Source organism: Janthinobacterium sp. GW460-12-1-14-LB5, from assembly GCF_059423585.1.
Genome location: NZ_JBWKYD010000001.1, coordinates 148,602 through 163,959, shown reverse-complemented (window position 1 = coordinate 163,959; position 15,358 = coordinate 148,602). Strand labels below are relative to the sequence as shown.

Genomic DNA, 15,358 nt, shown 5'->3' with positions numbered 1-15,358 from the left:
AGCGCCGCCTGACTGGATAGACCGGGAAGCACTTTGCCATCATTCGTGCACAGCCTTCCCCAATAATTAATCAACGCCACGCAGTCCCCTCCCCTACCTTTACATCCCGTCTCGGGACACTCAACACATATGCATTTATCCGAACTAAAGGCCTTACACGTATCCGCCCTGCTTGAGATGGCGATCGGTCTTGACATTGACAACGCAGCCCGCTTGCGCAAACAGGAGCTGATGTTCGCTATCCTGAAAAAACGCGCCAAGTCCGGCGAACAGATTTTTGGCGACGGCGCCCTGGAAGTGCTGCCTGACGGCTTCGGCTTCCTGCGCTCGCCCGACGCCAGCTACATGGCGTCCACCGACGACATTTACATCTCCCCTTCGCAAATCCGCCGCTTCAATCTGCACACCGGCGATTCGATCGAAGGCGAGGTACGGACCCCGAAAGATGGCGAACGCTATTTCGCACTGGTCAAAGTAGACAAGGTCAACGGCGAATCGCCGGAAGCCTCGAAGCACCGCATCCTGTTTGAAAACCTGACGCCGCTGCACCCGAACGAGCCGCTGCGCCTGGAACGTGAAATGAATGGCCAGGAAAACATCACCGGCCGCATCATCGACCTGATCGCCCCGATCGGCAAGGGCCAGCGCGGCCTGCTGGTGGCATCGCCGAAATCCGGCAAATCCGTGATCCTGCAGCACATCGCGCATGCGATCACGGCGAATCACCCGGACATCACCCTGATCGTGCTGCTGATCGACGAACGTCCGGAAGAAGTTACCGAAATGCAACGCTCCGTGCGCGGCGAAGTCGTCGCCTCGACCTTCGACGAGCCGGCCACGCGCCACGTGCAAGTGGCCGAGATGGTGCTGGAAAAAGCCAAGCGCCTGGTCGAAATGAAAAAAGACGTGGTCATCCTGCTCGACTCGATCACCCGCCTGGCGCGCGCCTACAACACCGTCATCCCTGCCTCGGGCAAGGTCCTGACCGGCGGTGTCGACGCGAACGCGCTGCAACGTCCAAAACGATTCTTCGGCGCCGCGCGCAATATCGAAGAAGGCGGCTCGCTGACCATCATCGCCACGGCGCTGATCGAAACGGGTTCGCGCATGGATGACGTGATCTTTGAAGAATTCAAGGGCACCGGCAACATGGAAGTGCACCTGGAACGCCGTCTGGCCGAAAAACGTGTCTATCCGGCAATCAACCTGAACAAATCGGGCACCCGCCGCGAAGAACTGCTGATCAAGCCGAACGAGCTGCAAAAAATCTGGATCTTGCGCAAGTTGCTGTACTCGATGGACGAGATCGAGGCGATGGAGTTCATTCTCGACAAGATGAAAGCCACGAAGAACAACGCCGAATTCTTCGACATGATGCGTAGAGGCGGCTAAAACCTACTGCGCGGCCACATTTTCGATCTCCGTTGCTCACTGTACTATAAAGTACAGTTCCGCTACTCAATCGCAACTGTGGCCTGCTCGCTACGGTTTTATCTCGCCTCTCACGTAGGTGCAAGCCGCTCCCTGAGCGGCTTTTTTATTGCCGCCGGCCCGAAAGCGCTATATAATCTGCGGTTGCATTATTTTAACCCTGGCAAGTGATCGGCAATCGGGTCAAGAAGCTGGACGACCGACGAAGTGCTGTTTGGCTACCAAACTAGAGAGAAGACCATGAAAGTCGATACCCATCCAGAATACCGCGAAGTTGTTTTCCACGATCTGTCGTGCGATTTCAAATTCGTTACCCGCTCGACCATCCAAACCCGCGAAAAAATCACCCACGACGGTAAAGAATACCCACTGGTGAAGATCGAGGTTTCGGCTGAATCGCACCCATTCTTCACGGGCAAGCACAAAATCGTCGATACCGCCGGTCGCGTCGAGAAGTTCCGTCAGAAGTTCGGTTCGGTTGGTTCGAAAACCGCAGTCGCAGCAGGCTGATTTTTGCCGCTTTGCGGCAAAAAAGGGCAGCTTCGGCTACCAGAGAAAAAGGCAGCCACGGCTGCCTTTTTTGTCTTTGGCCGCTTTACTTTATACTCGCGCATACCCGACGCCATTCGTCGCGTCTTGCCACTATTCTGATACCGATTATCGATGAAGCCAGTCCGCCTTCCCGCCGCTGCCACACTCGCGCTGCCACGATGGGCCTTGTTTGCGCTCGGCCTGCTGTACATCCTGCCTGGCCTGATCGGCCGCGAACCGTGGAAGAACGATGACGCCGCCAGTTTCGGCATCATGTGGACCATGGCACATGGCGGCCTGAACGACTGGCTGTGGCCCAACGTGGCCGGCCTGTCGCTGCCCGATGAAGGCCCGCTGGCCTTCTGGCTGGGCGCCATCTTCATCAAACTGTTCGGCTGGATCGACGGCGACGTCTTCGGCGCGCGCATGTCGACCATCGGCATCTTCGTCGTCAGCACCCTGTCCGTCTGGTACACGGCCTTCAATCTGGGCCGCCGCAACGACGCCCAGCCGCTGCGCCTGGCCTTCGGCGGCCAGCCGGAGCCGGACGATTTCGGCCGCACCCTGGCCGATGCCGCCGTGCTCATCTACCTGGGCTGCCTGGGCCTGCTGCAGCACAGCCACGACATCACGGCCGAAGCGCTGTACGTCTCCCTGATGGCTTATTTGCTGTACCGCGCCGTGCGCTACATGGAAGGCCCGTCCGTGCGCAATGCGGCCCTGCTGGGCCTGGCGATGGGCGGCCTGACCCTGGCGCGCGGCTGGATCACGCCGGCGGCGCTGAGCATCGCCTTGCTGCTGTGCACCGTCTTCCTGCGCCTGCCCTTGCTGCGCAGCATACGCCACCTGGCGCTGGCCATCCTGATCGGCGTCGCGCTGACCCTCGTCTGGCTGCTGCCGGGCGAATGGCTGCAGCCGTACGGCCATTCGCCGCTGCAAGCCTGGATGGAATGGAATTGCCGCCAGTTCAGCGCGCCCAGCCTGAAAAGCGTGCAATATTTCTTGCGTGTCGGCATCTGGTTCTTCTGGCCTGCCTGGCCGTTCGCCGCCTGGGCCGTGTATGCCTGGCGCCGCCAGCACCACGTGCTGCACATCGTCGTGCCGCTGACCTTTGTCGCCATGCTGGCCATCCTGGGCCTGTGCCATCCCGATCCCGACCCGAGCCAGCTGCTGCCCCTGCTGCCGCCGCTGGCCGTGATGGCCGCGTTTGGCTTGCTGACCATGAAACGGGGCGCCATCAACGCCATCGACTGGTTCTCCGTGATGGTGCTGACCATCTGCGCCCTCGCGCTGTGGCTGTTCTGGTTCGCCATCCTGACGGGCTGGCCACCGAAACTGTCGCACAATGCCCTGAAACTCATGCCAGGCTTCAAACCTGAACTGGACTTGCTGGCCTTTTTCGTGGCCGCCTGCGCCAGCGCCGGCTGGGTAACGCTGGTGCACTGGCGCATCTCGCGCCAGCCTGCCGTGCTGTGGCGCGCCGTGGTGCTGTCGTCCGGCGGCCTGATCCTGATCTGGGTGCTGATCATGACCCTGTTCCTGCCGCCGCTGAACTACAGCAAGAGCTACGCCAGCGTGGCGCACCAGATTTCCATTCACCTGCCGCCAGGCAGCAGTTGCATCAACAGCAACGTCGGCGCCGCACAGCGCGCCTCGTTCGCCTACTTCGGCCACCTGCCGTTTGCCAGCGTGGGGCAACAGCAGTGCGATGTGTTCCTGTTGCAAGACAGCATCAAGGTTCCCGACAGCAAGGAAAAACTGCCCGAGCACCATGGTGCGGACTGGATCAAGCTGTGGGAAGGGCGCCGCCCCACGGATGACGTGGAACGTTTCCGCCTGTACCAGCGCGTCAGGTAGCACATGAAAAGAACCGGGCTAGCCCGGTTTTTTCTTGCCCGTAAAGCAAGCTTTGCAAACAGCAAAAGTGTTGCTTTTAAATATACTTAATTACCTAAATTGAACTAGAATTGTTTTTTAGATTATAATGATGGCTTGCGCGATGGCGGTGTCTTGCTTTCCCGCCCGATTCGTCCCCCCATTCACCATGAGATTGTCCATGAAATTATTTGCTACACGCACCTTGCCGCTCATCAGCGCCGCCCTGTTCGCTTTCTCCTTCAGTGCCTCGGCCCAGGCGACCGTGATTGACCTCGGCGTCGCCAACGGCTACTCGGCCTTCATCTTCGGCAACATCGGCAGCGGCTCGGCCAGCGGCTTCACCAGCGTCAGCGGCAGCCTGGCCGCTGGCGGCAATATCTACCTGGACAACTACAACGTTGGCACGAATAAAAAACCAGGCAGCGCGACCAACGCCATCGTTGCTGGCGGTAACCTGAACACGGGCTGGGGCACCATCGTCGGTTCCTCCGTGTATGGCGTCAGCAACCCCAACGCCACCTTGACAGCCCCACAATGGTTCCCAACCAGCAACATCAGCAAGGGCAATGCCTCCACCCTGGACTTTGCGGCCGCCCAGCAACAGCTGACGACCCTGTCGGGCGACGTTGCCAAGCTGCAATCGAACGGCACCGTGATTTCGCAATCGGGCGGCTTCAAGCTGGTGGGCGACGTCAACGCCGACGTGAATGTCTTCACCATCGCTGCAAACGACCTGCATAACCTGACCCTGGACGTGTCGTCGCTGAAAAGCACGGCCAGCATCATCATCAACGGCACGGCCACCAACATCACCATGAGCGGCGGCTTCGACAATTTCGGCAGCTTCGCCGACCGCACGCTGCTCAACTTCGCCAATGCCACCACCACCAACCTGAACAACGTCGGCATCAACGGCAGCATCCTGGCGCCGAACAGCGCGTTTTCCGGTTCGGGCAGCATGAACGGCACCCTGGTCGCCAATTCGGTCAGCTCGATCAATTATGGCCACGTCTCGATGAACGGCGCCGGCTTCAACACGGTGAACGTGTCGGCCGTGCCGGAACCAGGCACCTACGCCATGCTGCTGGCCGGCCTGGGCTTGCTTGCCTTCGTGCGCCGCCGCACGCCAGCGCGCGCACCGCAAGCGCAACTGGCTTAAGCTTTACGCTGAATCAATAAAAAACACCGGGCCGCGCGAGCGTCCCGGTGTTTTTTTTATGCGCGGGCGAAAGACTTAGTCCCCGCTCAGCCCCAGATCCGTCGCCACCTGCTGGCGCAACAGGTATTTCTGGATCTTGCCCGTCACCGTCATGGGGAATTCCTCGACAAAGCGTACATAGCGGGGAATCTTGTAATAGGCGATCTGCCCGTCGCAAAAGGCGCGGATGTCGTCGCTGGTGGCCTGCGTGCCCGGACGCAAGATGATGCAGGCGCACAACTCTTCGCCATACTTGGCATCGGGCACGCCCACGCATTGCACGTCGAGCACGCTCGGGTGGCGGTACAGGAATTCCTCGACTTCGCGCGGGTAGATGTTTTCGCCGCCGCGTATCACCATATCCTTCGAGCGGCCCACAATGCTGCAAAAACCGTTGGCGTCGATCACGGCCAGGTCGCCCGTGTGCATCCAGCGCGCCGCGTCGATGGCTTCGGCTGTTTTTTCCGGGTCGCCCCAGTAGCCCTGCATCACGGAATAGCCGCGCGTGAGCAATTCGCCCTTCTCGCCGCGCGGCACGATGCGGCCTTCCGCATCGACAATCTTGACTTCCAGGTGCGGGTGGACGCGGCCGATGGACGACACGCGCATCTCGCGCGGGTCTTCGATCGACGTCTGGAAGCTGACGGGTGACGTTTCCGTCATGCCATACGCAATCGTGATTTCCGCCATGTGCATCAATTCGATGACCCGCGTCATGACTTCCATCGGGCAGGGCGAGCCGGCCATGATGCCGGTGCGCAAATTCGACAGATCGTATTGCTTGAAATCAGGATGGTCGAGGATGGCGATGAACATGGTCGGCACGCCATGCAGCCCCGTGCAGCGCTCAGCCTGCACCGTTTCCAGCACGGCTTTCGGATCAAACCCTTCGCCGGGAAACACCATGGCCGCGCCGTGCGTGACGCAGGCCAGGTTGCCCAGCACCATGCCGAAACAGTGGTACAGGGGCACGGGGATGCACAAGCGGTCCTGTTCGGTCAGGCGCATGGCTTCGCCGATGAAAAAGCCGTTATTCAGGATATTGTGATGCGTCAAAGTGGCGCCTTTCGGCGCACCCGTGGTGCCGGAAGTGAACTGAATGTTGACGGCATCGTCAAACTGCAAGGTAGCGCTCACTTCTTCCAGGCGCGCCAGGTCGGCATCCGTGATGCCATCCATCAGGGCGTCGAAGCTGTGCATGCCCGGCGTGGCGGCCGCGCCCAGGCGGATGACGTGGCGCAATTGCGGCAGGCGCGGCGATTGCAGGGCGCCGGCGCGCGAACGGGCGATTTCCGGCACCACGTCTTGCACGATGGCCAGGTAATCGCTGGACTTGAAGCTGGGCGAGAGGATCAGCGCGCTGCATTGCACCTTGTCGAGCACGTATTCGAGTTCCGAGCGCCGGTAGGCGGGGTTGATGTTGACCATGATCAAACCGGCTTTCGCCGTGGCAAACTGCGTCAGCACCCATTCCGCGCAATTCTGCGACCAGATGCCGACCCGGTCGCCCGGCTGCAAGCCCAGTTTCAACAGGCCGGCGGCCAGGCGGTGTACGCGCTGCTGGAATTCCAGATACGTCCAGCGCACGTTCTGGTGCGCCACGATCAGGGCGTCGTGCTGGCCATAGCGGGCGGCGATACCGTCCAGGTAGGCGCCTATCGTTTCGCCGATCAACGGCGTCTCGTGGGCGCCGTGTACATAACTCATTACTTGCATGCTGTCTCCGGGGTGGGTGGCGCGCTGCGCTCTTGTTATCGTCTTCGATGCAGAAAATTATAGCCGCAACCGCCCCCGCCCTGCATCAGCTTGCTGTAATGTGCAGGCCAGCACACCAGACACTCACGCACCATGACAGGCAACGCGCAGCACCCGCCCGAACAGGGCTTTATCTTGACCCGCCACTGGCGCGACACGCGCGATGGCACGGAGGTCGATTTCTGGCTGGCAACAGACGCCGGGCCCCGCCACGTGCGCCTGCCCGTGCAGACAGCCGTCGCCTTTATCCCCATGGAGCAGCAGGAACAGGCGCAACAGCTGCTGCGCGGCGAGCGCCATGCCGAGCTGCGGCCCCTGTCGCTGTGCGATTTTCACCACCGTCCCGTGCTGGGACTGTACTGCAAGCAATACCGGCATTTGCTGAAACTGGAAAAGCAGCTGCGCGCACACGGCGTCGACGTGTACGAAGCGGACATCCGCCCGCCCGAGCGCTACCTGATGGAGCGCTTTATTACGGCGCCGGTGACATTCAGCGGAGAAACACTGCAGGAAGTGCAGTTGAAACCGGCCCCAGGCTACCGCCCCACATTAAAACTGGCATCGCTCGATATCGAGACGACGGCGCATGGCGAGCTGTATTCGCTGGCCCTGGAAGGCTGCGGCCAGCGCCAGGTCTACATGCTGGGGCCGCCAAACGGCGGCGATGAGCTACTCGACTTCGACCTCGCATACTGCGACACGCGCGCACAGATCCTCGAGCGCCTGAACACGTGGATGGAACGGCACGATCCGGACGCCATCATCGGCTGGAACCTGGTGCAGTTCGACTTGCGCGTGCTCAAGGAACATGCTGAGCGTTATCAAGTGCCCTTGCGGCTGGGACGCGGCGGCGCCGTGATGGAATGGCGCGAGCATGGCGGCAAGCAGGAGCATTACTTTGCCGCTGCCGCCGGACGCCTGATCATCGACGGCATCGAAGCCTTGCGCTCGGCGACGTGGAATTTTTCGTCGTTCAGCCTGGAAAACGTGGCGCAGACCTTGCTGGGCGAAGGCAAGTCCATCGACAACCCCTACCAGCGCATGGCCGAGATCGACCGGCGTTTCCGCGAGGATAAACCTGCGCTGGCCCGCTACAACCTCAAGGATTGCGAGCTGGTCACGCGCATCTTCGCCAAAACCGAGCTGCTGACCTTCTTGCTGGAACGGGCCAGCGTGACGGGCCTGGCGGCCGACCGCAGCGGCGGCTCCGTGGCCGCCTTCGAACATTTGTATTTGCCGCTGATGCACCGGCAGGGCTATGTGGCGCCCAACCTGGGCGATGTCTCCGGCGACAACAGCCCCGGCGGCTTCGTCATGGATTCGCAGTCGGGCCTGTACGATTCCGTGCTCGTGCTCGACTATAAAAGCCTGTACCCATCCATCATCCGCACTTTCCTGATCGACCCCGTGGGGCTGGTGGTGGGCACGGGCGGCGACGAAGCCGATACCGTGCCCGGCTACCGGGGCGCGCAGTTTTCCCGTGTAAAACATTGCCTGCCGGCCATCGTGGAACAGGTGTGGCAGGGCCGCGAGGCGGCCAAGCGCGAACGCAACGCACCGCTGTCGCAAGCGTTAAAAATCATCATGAACGCGTTTTACGGCGTGCTGGGCTCCAGCGGTTGCCGCTTTTTCGATCCGCGCCTGGCTTCGTCGATCACCTTGCGCGGCCACGACATCATGCACCGCACGCGCGAGCTGATCACCGCACAGGGTTACCAGGTGATCTATGGCGACACGGATTCCACGTTTGTGTGGCTGAAAACGGCGCATAGCGACGAAGAAGCGGGCAAGATCGGCCGCGCCCTGGTGGCGCACGTGAACGCCTGGTGGGATGCACATCTGCGCGAGGAATTCGGCCTGGACAATGCGCTGGAGCTGGAATTCGAGACGCATTACCGGCGTTTCCTGATGCCCACCATCCGCGGCTCGGAAGAAGGCAGCAAGAAGCGCTACGCTGGCCTCGTCGGCAAGCCCGACGGCAGCGAGGAGATGGTCTACAAGGGCCTGGAAACCGTGCGCAGCGACTGGACGCCGCTGGCGCAGCAATTCCAGCAAGAGCTGTACCGGCGCATCTTCCAGCGCGCCGCCTACCAGGACTATGTGCGCGACTACGTGGCGCGCACGGTGCGCGGCGAATGCGACGCTTTATTGGTCTACCGCAAGCGATTGCGCCGCCCGCTCGACGATTACCAGCGCAACGTGCCGCCCCACGTGCGCGCGGCGCGCACGGCCGACGCCTACAACCTGGCGCAGGGACGGCCGCTGCAATACCAGAACGGCGGCTGGATCAGCTATGTCATCACGGTGGCGGGGCCGGAACCGCTGGAAACGCAGCGCTCGCCCATCGACTACCAGCATTACCTGACGCGCCAGCTGCAGCCCGTGGCCGACGCGATACTGCCCTTCCTGGGCGACGATTTTTCGCGCCTGGTCTCGGGGCAGCAGGATTTGTTTTAGGTCAATTTTTCTGACCAGCATGGCCAAGCTGGGGTAATATCGGCGCCTGCCGGGCCAGTCCGCGGGCGCTGTGCGCCGCGGCAGCGTAAAATACGCCATGGCGAAAGAATAAGAGCTCCACCGCAGAAGAAGATGCCATTCCAGACGAGAATCGTTCGCAAGAAGATTTTTACGGCTGAAATGGCGCATAATTTACAACTATGTTGAACCTGCAGGCAGCGCGTTTAGCCGTCTGCCCTGCTAATTTTTGAATGAATTGACACCATGACCGAGATCACGTCCCTGAGAGACATCCCGCAAAAAAATATCTTCCGCAAGGGCGACACCTTTGTGCTGTTCGGCGAGCTGTTCGGCCGCGGCTATGTGAATGGCTTGCTGGACGAAGCGCGCAAGGCGGGCATGAATATCGTCGGCATGACGGTCGGCCGCCGCGATGAAAACATGGCGCTGCGTCCGCTGAACGCGGAAGAGCTGGCCGAAGCCGAAGCCAACCTGGGCGGGCGCATCATCAATGTGCCGCTGATGGCCGGTTTCGACCTCGACGCGCCGGCCGGCGAACCGACGCCGACGGCCCTGCTGGCCGACATGACCCTGAAAAGCTGGCAGGAAGACAAGCTGGACTGGGCGCAGATCGAACGCTGCCGCGAAGCCGGCATCGCCCGCTTCAGCGCTTCCGTGGCAAAAGCCATGGCCGAGCTGGACAGCCTGATTCCTGACGGCAGCAATGTGTATTTCGCCCACACCATGGCTGGCGGCATTCCGAAGGTCAAGGTCTTCCTGGCCATCGCCAACCGCATCTACAAGGGCCGCGGCGAGCGCTTCATGTCCTCGCGCGCCCTGCTCGACAGCGACCTGGGTAAATTGATCCTGATGAACTTCGACGAAGTCACGGCCAACACGCTGCAACACCTGATCGACGGCAGCGCCGCCATCCGCGCCCGCATCGAGCAAACGGGCGGCCAGGTGCGCTACAGCGCCTACGGCTACCACGGCACCGAGATCTTGATCGACGGCAAGTACCAGTGGCAAACCTACAGCAACTACACGCAAGGCCTGGCCAAGATGCGCCTGGAAAACGTGGCCAAGGCCGCGTGGGAAAAAGGCATCAAGGCCACCGTCTTCAATTGCCCGGAAATCCGCACGAATTCGTCCGACATTTTCGTCGGCGTGGAACTGTCGCTGTTCCCCCTGCTCGACGCGCTGAAAAAAGAAGGCGGCGGCGCCTGGGCCGAAGACCAGTGGAAAATCTGCCAGGGCTTGCTGGAAGACGGCGTGTCGCTGCAAGACTTGCTCGACCGTATCGCCGCCTACAACGGCGACGCCACCAGCGTGCAGTTCCGCAACTTCGCCGCCTGGCCGATGGACAACACGCCAGAGCTGGCCGACGTCATGATCGGCACCTCGGACGACATCACCAAGCTGCACAAGGACCGCAAGGAACTGATCACCGACCACCTGAGCTCGCTGGTGCTGGAAGGCACGGGTCCGCTGATGTTCCACACCATGTCGGAACCGCCAGCGCCCGTCGTCTGGCTCAACCACGACATCATCGCGCGCCAGCTGAACTCGGTTCACAACTGAGCTTGATGTAGCGTAAGGTAAGCTGCAAGACACCGACGGCCCGGCTCATCCCCGGGCCGTCGGCGTTTCTGCGCATGCCTTATGCGCGCACGACGGACACGCCGCCATCGGCCAGCAGCGCCGTGCCGGTGGTAAAGCTCGATGCATCGGACGCCAGGTACAGCGCCGAGCGGGCGATCTCGTCCGGCGTAGCCAGGCGTTTTAACGCATGCAAGCCCGCCACGAAGGCCAGCGCTTCGGGCGTGGCGGCCACCGCGCGCCCCATGGGCGTATCCGTACCGCCCGGCAACAGGGCGTTTACACGCACGCCGGCCGCGCCATACTCGGCCGCCAGGGCCTTCGTCAGGCCGATCACGCCCGCCTTGCTGGCCGCATACGCGGCCATGCCGGCCATGCCCAGCGTATGGCCGACAAACGTGGAGGTGAAGATCAGCGAGCCGCCGCCGCGCGCCGCCATGGCGGGCAGCTGGTATTTGGCCGCCAGGAAGGCACTGGTGAGATTGGTGCCGACCGCCGCTTGCCAGTCTTCCAGCGCCAGCTCCGGCGTGGGTCCCATGGGCCCCAAGGTGCCCGCATTGTTAAAAGCGATATCGAGGCCGCCAAAGCGTTGCAGCGCCAGCGCCACGGCCCCTTGCGCGCACGCGGCGTCGGCCACATCGCCCACGCAGGCCACGGCCTGCGCGCCGCCGTCCGCCAGCTGCGCCACCAGCGCCTCGAGTTCCTTCCGCCGCCGCGCCACCAGCACCAGCCGCGCGCCCTCGCCCGCGAACAGGCGCGCCGCCGCGTGGCCGATGCCCGAGCTGGCGCCCGTGATGATGGCGACCTTATTTTCCAGTTGCAACATTTGCTTCCCCTTCAAGTGGTTGAAAGGGAAAAGATAGGCCGGCAAGCCGGGCGCGGCACTCCGCTTCTTGCGCTGGAATCGGCATCGTCACAGATTCTGCAGGCTTGGGCAAAACGCACGCCAAGCATAAAACTTGCCAGATTGTGACAAATCAGTGATAATGCGTCTCGCGTTGCCGGGATGGCGGAATAGGTAGACGCACGGGACTCAAAATCCCGCGCTGGAAACAGCGTGCCGGTTCGATTCCGGCTCCCGGCACCACAGAACACATCAAAGAAGTACCGATCAAGCCATTAAATCCAATAAAATCAAGGATTTAGTGGCTTTTTTCTTGCCTGATCAAGCCGATCACTCCCGATTAAACCGGATAAAACGGATGGGCGTTACGCCATGAAACGCTCAGGGGACTGGTGCGCGGAAATTGCCGTACTCGCGTTCGAACGCTGGCGTGACAAAGTCTCCGCGCGCAAAGAAACGCCCGCTCAACTCAAAGCCAGCGGCAATTTGCCCATGCCCTGAGCAAGGGCCATGAAGCACATCAAGGCAATGCCTGATGGCATGCCGATGCGGCCCTGGCCGCATCGGGATTTGCGGCCGCATCACTGGATAGCGGCCGACGATTCCTTGCCATCAAAGGAAGGTCATTTCCAGACCGGCCATCCTGACGACGAAGAAGGTGACGATCCCCAAGGCCAGCAGCAATAGCATGAAGACTGCGACCACCTTGCCGCTTGCGCGCAGCACCGCGCGATTCTGCTTTGCCTTGTTCTCATCCTTCTTGCCTTGATCGTAATGCCACTTGATGGCGAAGAACATGCCCGTGATGAGCACGAAAGCCTTGAACGTCACGAAGACTATAGGGGTCCAATCGATCATTTTGCGTATTTCCAGTCTATTACTTGACACTATCTATCGCGGGGAGCACTGCCTCAACACGCCGCTTCAGCAGCTGCTGCTCAAACCATCCCCCCGGCATTCCCGGTTTGAGTCTTTCATTATATCCAGCTATGAAATAACCATGGCATCTTGCCCATTGATTTGCCGAATGCAAAGGAGAGAGGAAAAAACGTCAGCAACTGCCATGCAAGGATGGTGCTGCTGTACGTTCTGATGCATACTACCTGAAAACAATTTCCATACATTGAGACAAAATGTCCCAGTTAAAAACCATACAAGATGAGCATTTGACTATCTGGATGCCCCGCCTGGCCGGGAACAAAGGGCCACGTTTCTTGCAGATTGCGGATGCCTTGCAAGCGGCGCTGGCAGTCGGATCGGTGAAGCCGGGCGACCGCCTGCCTACGCAGCGCCAGCTGGCGGCACAGCTGGACGTCGACCTGACGACGATCACGCGCGCCTACGACGAAGCCAGGCGCCGCAACTTGCTCGAGGGGCGCGGCGCCCGCGGCACTTATGCCGCGGCGCCAAAAGTCGAATTGACCGCCATCCTCGACCTGAGCATGAATACCCCGCCACCGCCGGATGGCGTGGACTTCGACGACATGTTGAAACAAGGCTTGTCGCAAGTATTGATGAGGTCAGACAATGAATTGCTGATGACTTATCACCTGGGCGGGGGAAGCGACTCCGACCGCAAGGCTGGCGCCACGTGGCTGGCACCGATGTTCGGAGATCTGGATGCTCGGCAGGTTGTCGTGTGTCCGGGTGCGCAAGCGGCGATCGCCGCATTGATCCTTGCGCTGACGGAGCCTGGCGAGGTCATCCTGACCGAGCCAATCAGTTATCCCGGCTTGCGTACCGCAGCGACCCAATTCGGCCGGCACCTCATTGCCGTCGAAGCGGACAAGCACGGGATGCTGCCCCAGATGCTGGAGGAAGCGTGCCGCCGGCACAAGCCCGGGCTGGTCTACCTCAATCCGACCTTGCACAACCCGACCGCCATCACCATGCCGGAACACCGGCGCAAGGAGCTCGCCAGCGTCGCGCAGCGCTGCAATGTACGCATCGTCGAGGACGATCCCTACTGGCTCCTTGCCGAGGCCCCGCCGCCGCCGATTGCCACGTTTGCCCCGGAACAGGTGGTCTACATCTCCACCCTGTCGAAATGCCTGACGCCCGGCTTGCGTGTCGCCTTCGTGCTGCTACGCGACCCGTTCGAGCGCGAACGCTTCCTGGTCGCGCTACGATCCTTTGCGCTGATGGTCGCGCCTCTGACGGCCGCACTGGCCACGCAGTGGATACTCGACGGTTCGGCTGACGGCTTGATGGAAGGCGTGCGCAAGGAGGCGCGCCTGCGCCACCGGATGGCGCGCGATATCCTGGCGGGGCGCTACAGCGGCGCGGAAGACGGCCTGCATGTATGGATCGAGTTGCCAGCGTACTGGAACTCCTCGCAGCTGGCGCATGCCGCCGCCAGCTCCGGCATCGCCGTCACGCCGGCGGAGGCATTCGCCACCGGCGGCGCATCGGTGAATGCCATTCGGATTTCCCTGGGCAGCATCAAGGACCGTGGCCGCCTGCAGGCGGGTCTGCAACGGCTGTCCCATCTGCTAGCGCGGCGGCCCGAGTCGTTCAGCGCCGCCGTGGTGTAACTGACCAGGAAACACGGCGAGAAAGCCACGCCAGCCGCCGGCGACGATGCGCACCGAGTGCACGCCGAGGCACAGCAGCAAACCGGGTATCAGCACCATCATCGTCCACTCCTCCAGTCAATGCCCGCTACCGGGCATGGCCGACGCCATGGCCGGCGTCGTGCGCGCAGATCAACGTTCCTCGCGATAGTAGTCGCAGCCCTCGAACGTGGTGCGCAGCGCCTGCTGCAGCTGGGCATAGCGCTCGGGCGTCAAATTGAAACGCACGTCGATCTGGCCGTCGTCATCCATCTGCATGGCGGCCTCGGCATCCATCTGCACGGACAGGCGGTTCGGATGCAGGATCACGGCGTGCATGTGGCCATACCAGGCAAATTCCTGGCCGCAGTATTCGATATACGGCTCGTCCATGCCCGTGGCCACGTCCTGCTCGTCGTATTCGTCGGCGCGCTGCAGCATCAGGTAGACGGGCTCGCCTTTGCCGGCTGGCGCGGCCAGGGTGGTGATCAGGGCGTCGTCTTCATGGATGACGGACAATTCGGTGGCGGTAAATCCTGCGGACATGGCATGCTTTCAACAATTCTAGGGATGGCGCCACGATAGCGCAAAAGCGCCGCGCACGACATAGGGCGCGGCGAATAAAGCGTGCCGCCCCCAACCGCGCTGGCCGCCTATAATGGCCATTCCATCCATATTGCACAGGAGAACGCCTTGTCCGCAGCATCGTCCTACACCACCCGCCTGGCCATCCCCGCCATCGCCACCTACCAGCAGCTGCGCGTTGCCGCCGGGCTGAGCGCGAAAAGCACGGAGGCGGCGGCCAAGGGCTTGCCGAATTCCCTGTTCGCCGTGCAAGTGCTGCTCGGCGACACGGTGGTCGGCATGGGCAGGGTCATCGGCGATGGCGGCTGTTTTTACCAGGTGGTCGATATCGCCGTGCTGCCGGCCCACCAGGGCAAGGGCCTGGGCAAGCTGATCATGCGCGAAATCCGCCAGTTCATCGACAGCGACGTGCCGGACAGCGCCTACGTCAGCCTGATCGCCGACGGTCAGGCGCAAGACCTGTACGCGCAGTTCGGTTTCAAGCATACGGCGCCCGCCTCCGTCGGCATGGCGCTGAAGCGCTAGGCG

The 15,358-nt window shown here is 61.6% G+C and carries 12 protein-coding genes and 1 tRNA gene; 9 read left to right on the top strand and 4 right to left on the bottom strand.

Annotation, left to right across the window (positions count from 1 at the left end):
* Positions 1-129: 129 nt before the first annotated feature.
* The 4 genes from rho to AC07X6_RS00770 all read left to right on the top strand — a co-directional run bounded on the left by rho (position 130) and on the right by AC07X6_RS00770 (position 4,999).
* Positions 130-1,392, top strand: a complete 1,263-nt coding sequence (gene rho / locus AC07X6_RS00785) for a transcription termination factor Rho (protein WP_010401543.1) — start codon at positions 130-132, stop codon at positions 1,390-1,392.
* A 279-nt stretch (positions 1,393-1,671) separates the two neighbouring features.
* Entirely contained in the window at positions 1,672-1,941 is a 270-nt protein-coding gene (locus AC07X6_RS00780) for a type B 50S ribosomal protein L31 (protein ID WP_034746247.1), read from the top strand.
* 153 nt (positions 1,942-2,094) lie between these two features.
* A complete protein-coding gene (locus AC07X6_RS00775; RefSeq protein WP_230539022.1) occupies positions 2,095-3,819 on the top strand; it encodes an ArnT family glycosyltransferase in 1,725 nt (574 codons plus the stop codon).
* Positions 3,820-4,018: 199 nt separating this feature from the next.
* Positions 4,019-4,999 (top strand): choice-of-anchor A family protein, encoded by a 981-nt coding sequence (locus AC07X6_RS00770; RefSeq protein WP_230539023.1) that lies wholly within the window; start codon positions 4,019-4,021, stop codon positions 4,997-4,999.
* A gap of 75 nt (positions 5,000-5,074) precedes the next feature.
* On the opposite strand, the gene AC07X6_RS00765 is transcribed toward AC07X6_RS00770, so the two are convergent.
* A complete protein-coding gene (locus tag AC07X6_RS00765; RefSeq protein ID WP_494789755.1) occupies positions 5,075-6,754 on the bottom strand; it encodes an AMP-binding protein in 1,680 nt (559 codons plus the stop codon).
* Between the two features lie 132 nt (positions 6,755-6,886).
* Here AC07X6_RS00765 and AC07X6_RS00760 point away from each other — a divergent pair, with 132 nt between their 5' ends.
* Together AC07X6_RS00760 and AC07X6_RS00755 are read left to right on the top strand one after the other, a co-directional pair.
* The gene (locus tag AC07X6_RS00760) at positions 6,887-9,250 is read left to right on the top strand and encodes a DNA polymerase II (RefSeq protein WP_494789754.1); all 2,364 of its coding nucleotides are present in this window, start codon (positions 6,887-6,889) and stop codon (positions 9,248-9,250) included.
* Positions 9,251-9,514: 264 nt separating this feature from the next.
* A complete protein-coding gene (locus tag AC07X6_RS00755; protein WP_494789753.1) occupies positions 9,515-10,831 on the top strand; it encodes an enoyl ACP reductase FabMG family protein in 1,317 nt (438 codons plus the stop codon).
* Between the two features lie 79 nt (positions 10,832-10,910).
* Here the strand turns inward: AC07X6_RS00755 and AC07X6_RS00750 are convergent, their stop codons facing one another.
* Positions 10,911-11,675, bottom strand: coding sequence for an SDR family oxidoreductase (locus tag AC07X6_RS00750; RefSeq protein WP_494789752.1), 765 nt, complete (start codon positions 11,673-11,675; stop codon positions 10,911-10,913).
* 174 nt (positions 11,676-11,849) lie between these two features.
* On the opposite strand from AC07X6_RS00750, the gene AC07X6_RS00745 reads away from it, so the two are divergent.
* Positions 11,850-11,936 (top strand) — tRNA-Leu (locus AC07X6_RS00745).
* Positions 11,937-12,305: 369 nt separating this feature from the next.
* Here AC07X6_RS00745 and AC07X6_RS00740 read toward each other — a convergent pair.
* A complete protein-coding gene (locus tag AC07X6_RS00740; RefSeq protein ID WP_494789751.1) occupies positions 12,306-12,551 on the bottom strand; it encodes a hypothetical protein in 246 nt (81 codons plus the stop codon).
* A 275-nt stretch (positions 12,552-12,826) separates the two neighbouring features.
* Between AC07X6_RS00740 and AC07X6_RS00735 the strand changes: the two genes are divergently transcribed.
* Complete coding sequence (locus AC07X6_RS00735; RefSeq protein ID WP_230539029.1) at positions 12,827-14,227, top strand: aminotransferase-like domain-containing protein; 1,401 nt, start codon at positions 12,827-12,829, stop codon at positions 14,225-14,227.
* Between the two features lie 171 nt (positions 14,228-14,398).
* Here the strand turns inward: AC07X6_RS00735 and AC07X6_RS00730 are convergent, their stop codons facing one another.
* On the bottom strand, positions 14,399-14,791 hold the full coding sequence (locus AC07X6_RS00730; protein WP_474292985.1) for an Imm10 family immunity protein: 393 nt from the start codon (positions 14,789-14,791) through the stop codon (positions 14,399-14,401).
* A gap of 81 nt (positions 14,792-14,872) precedes the next feature.
* Between AC07X6_RS00730 and AC07X6_RS00725 the strand changes: the two genes are divergently transcribed.
* Entirely contained in the window at positions 14,873-15,355 is a 483-nt protein-coding gene (locus AC07X6_RS00725) for a GNAT family N-acetyltransferase (protein WP_494789750.1), read from the top strand.
* Positions 15,356-15,358 lie beyond the last annotated feature (3 nt).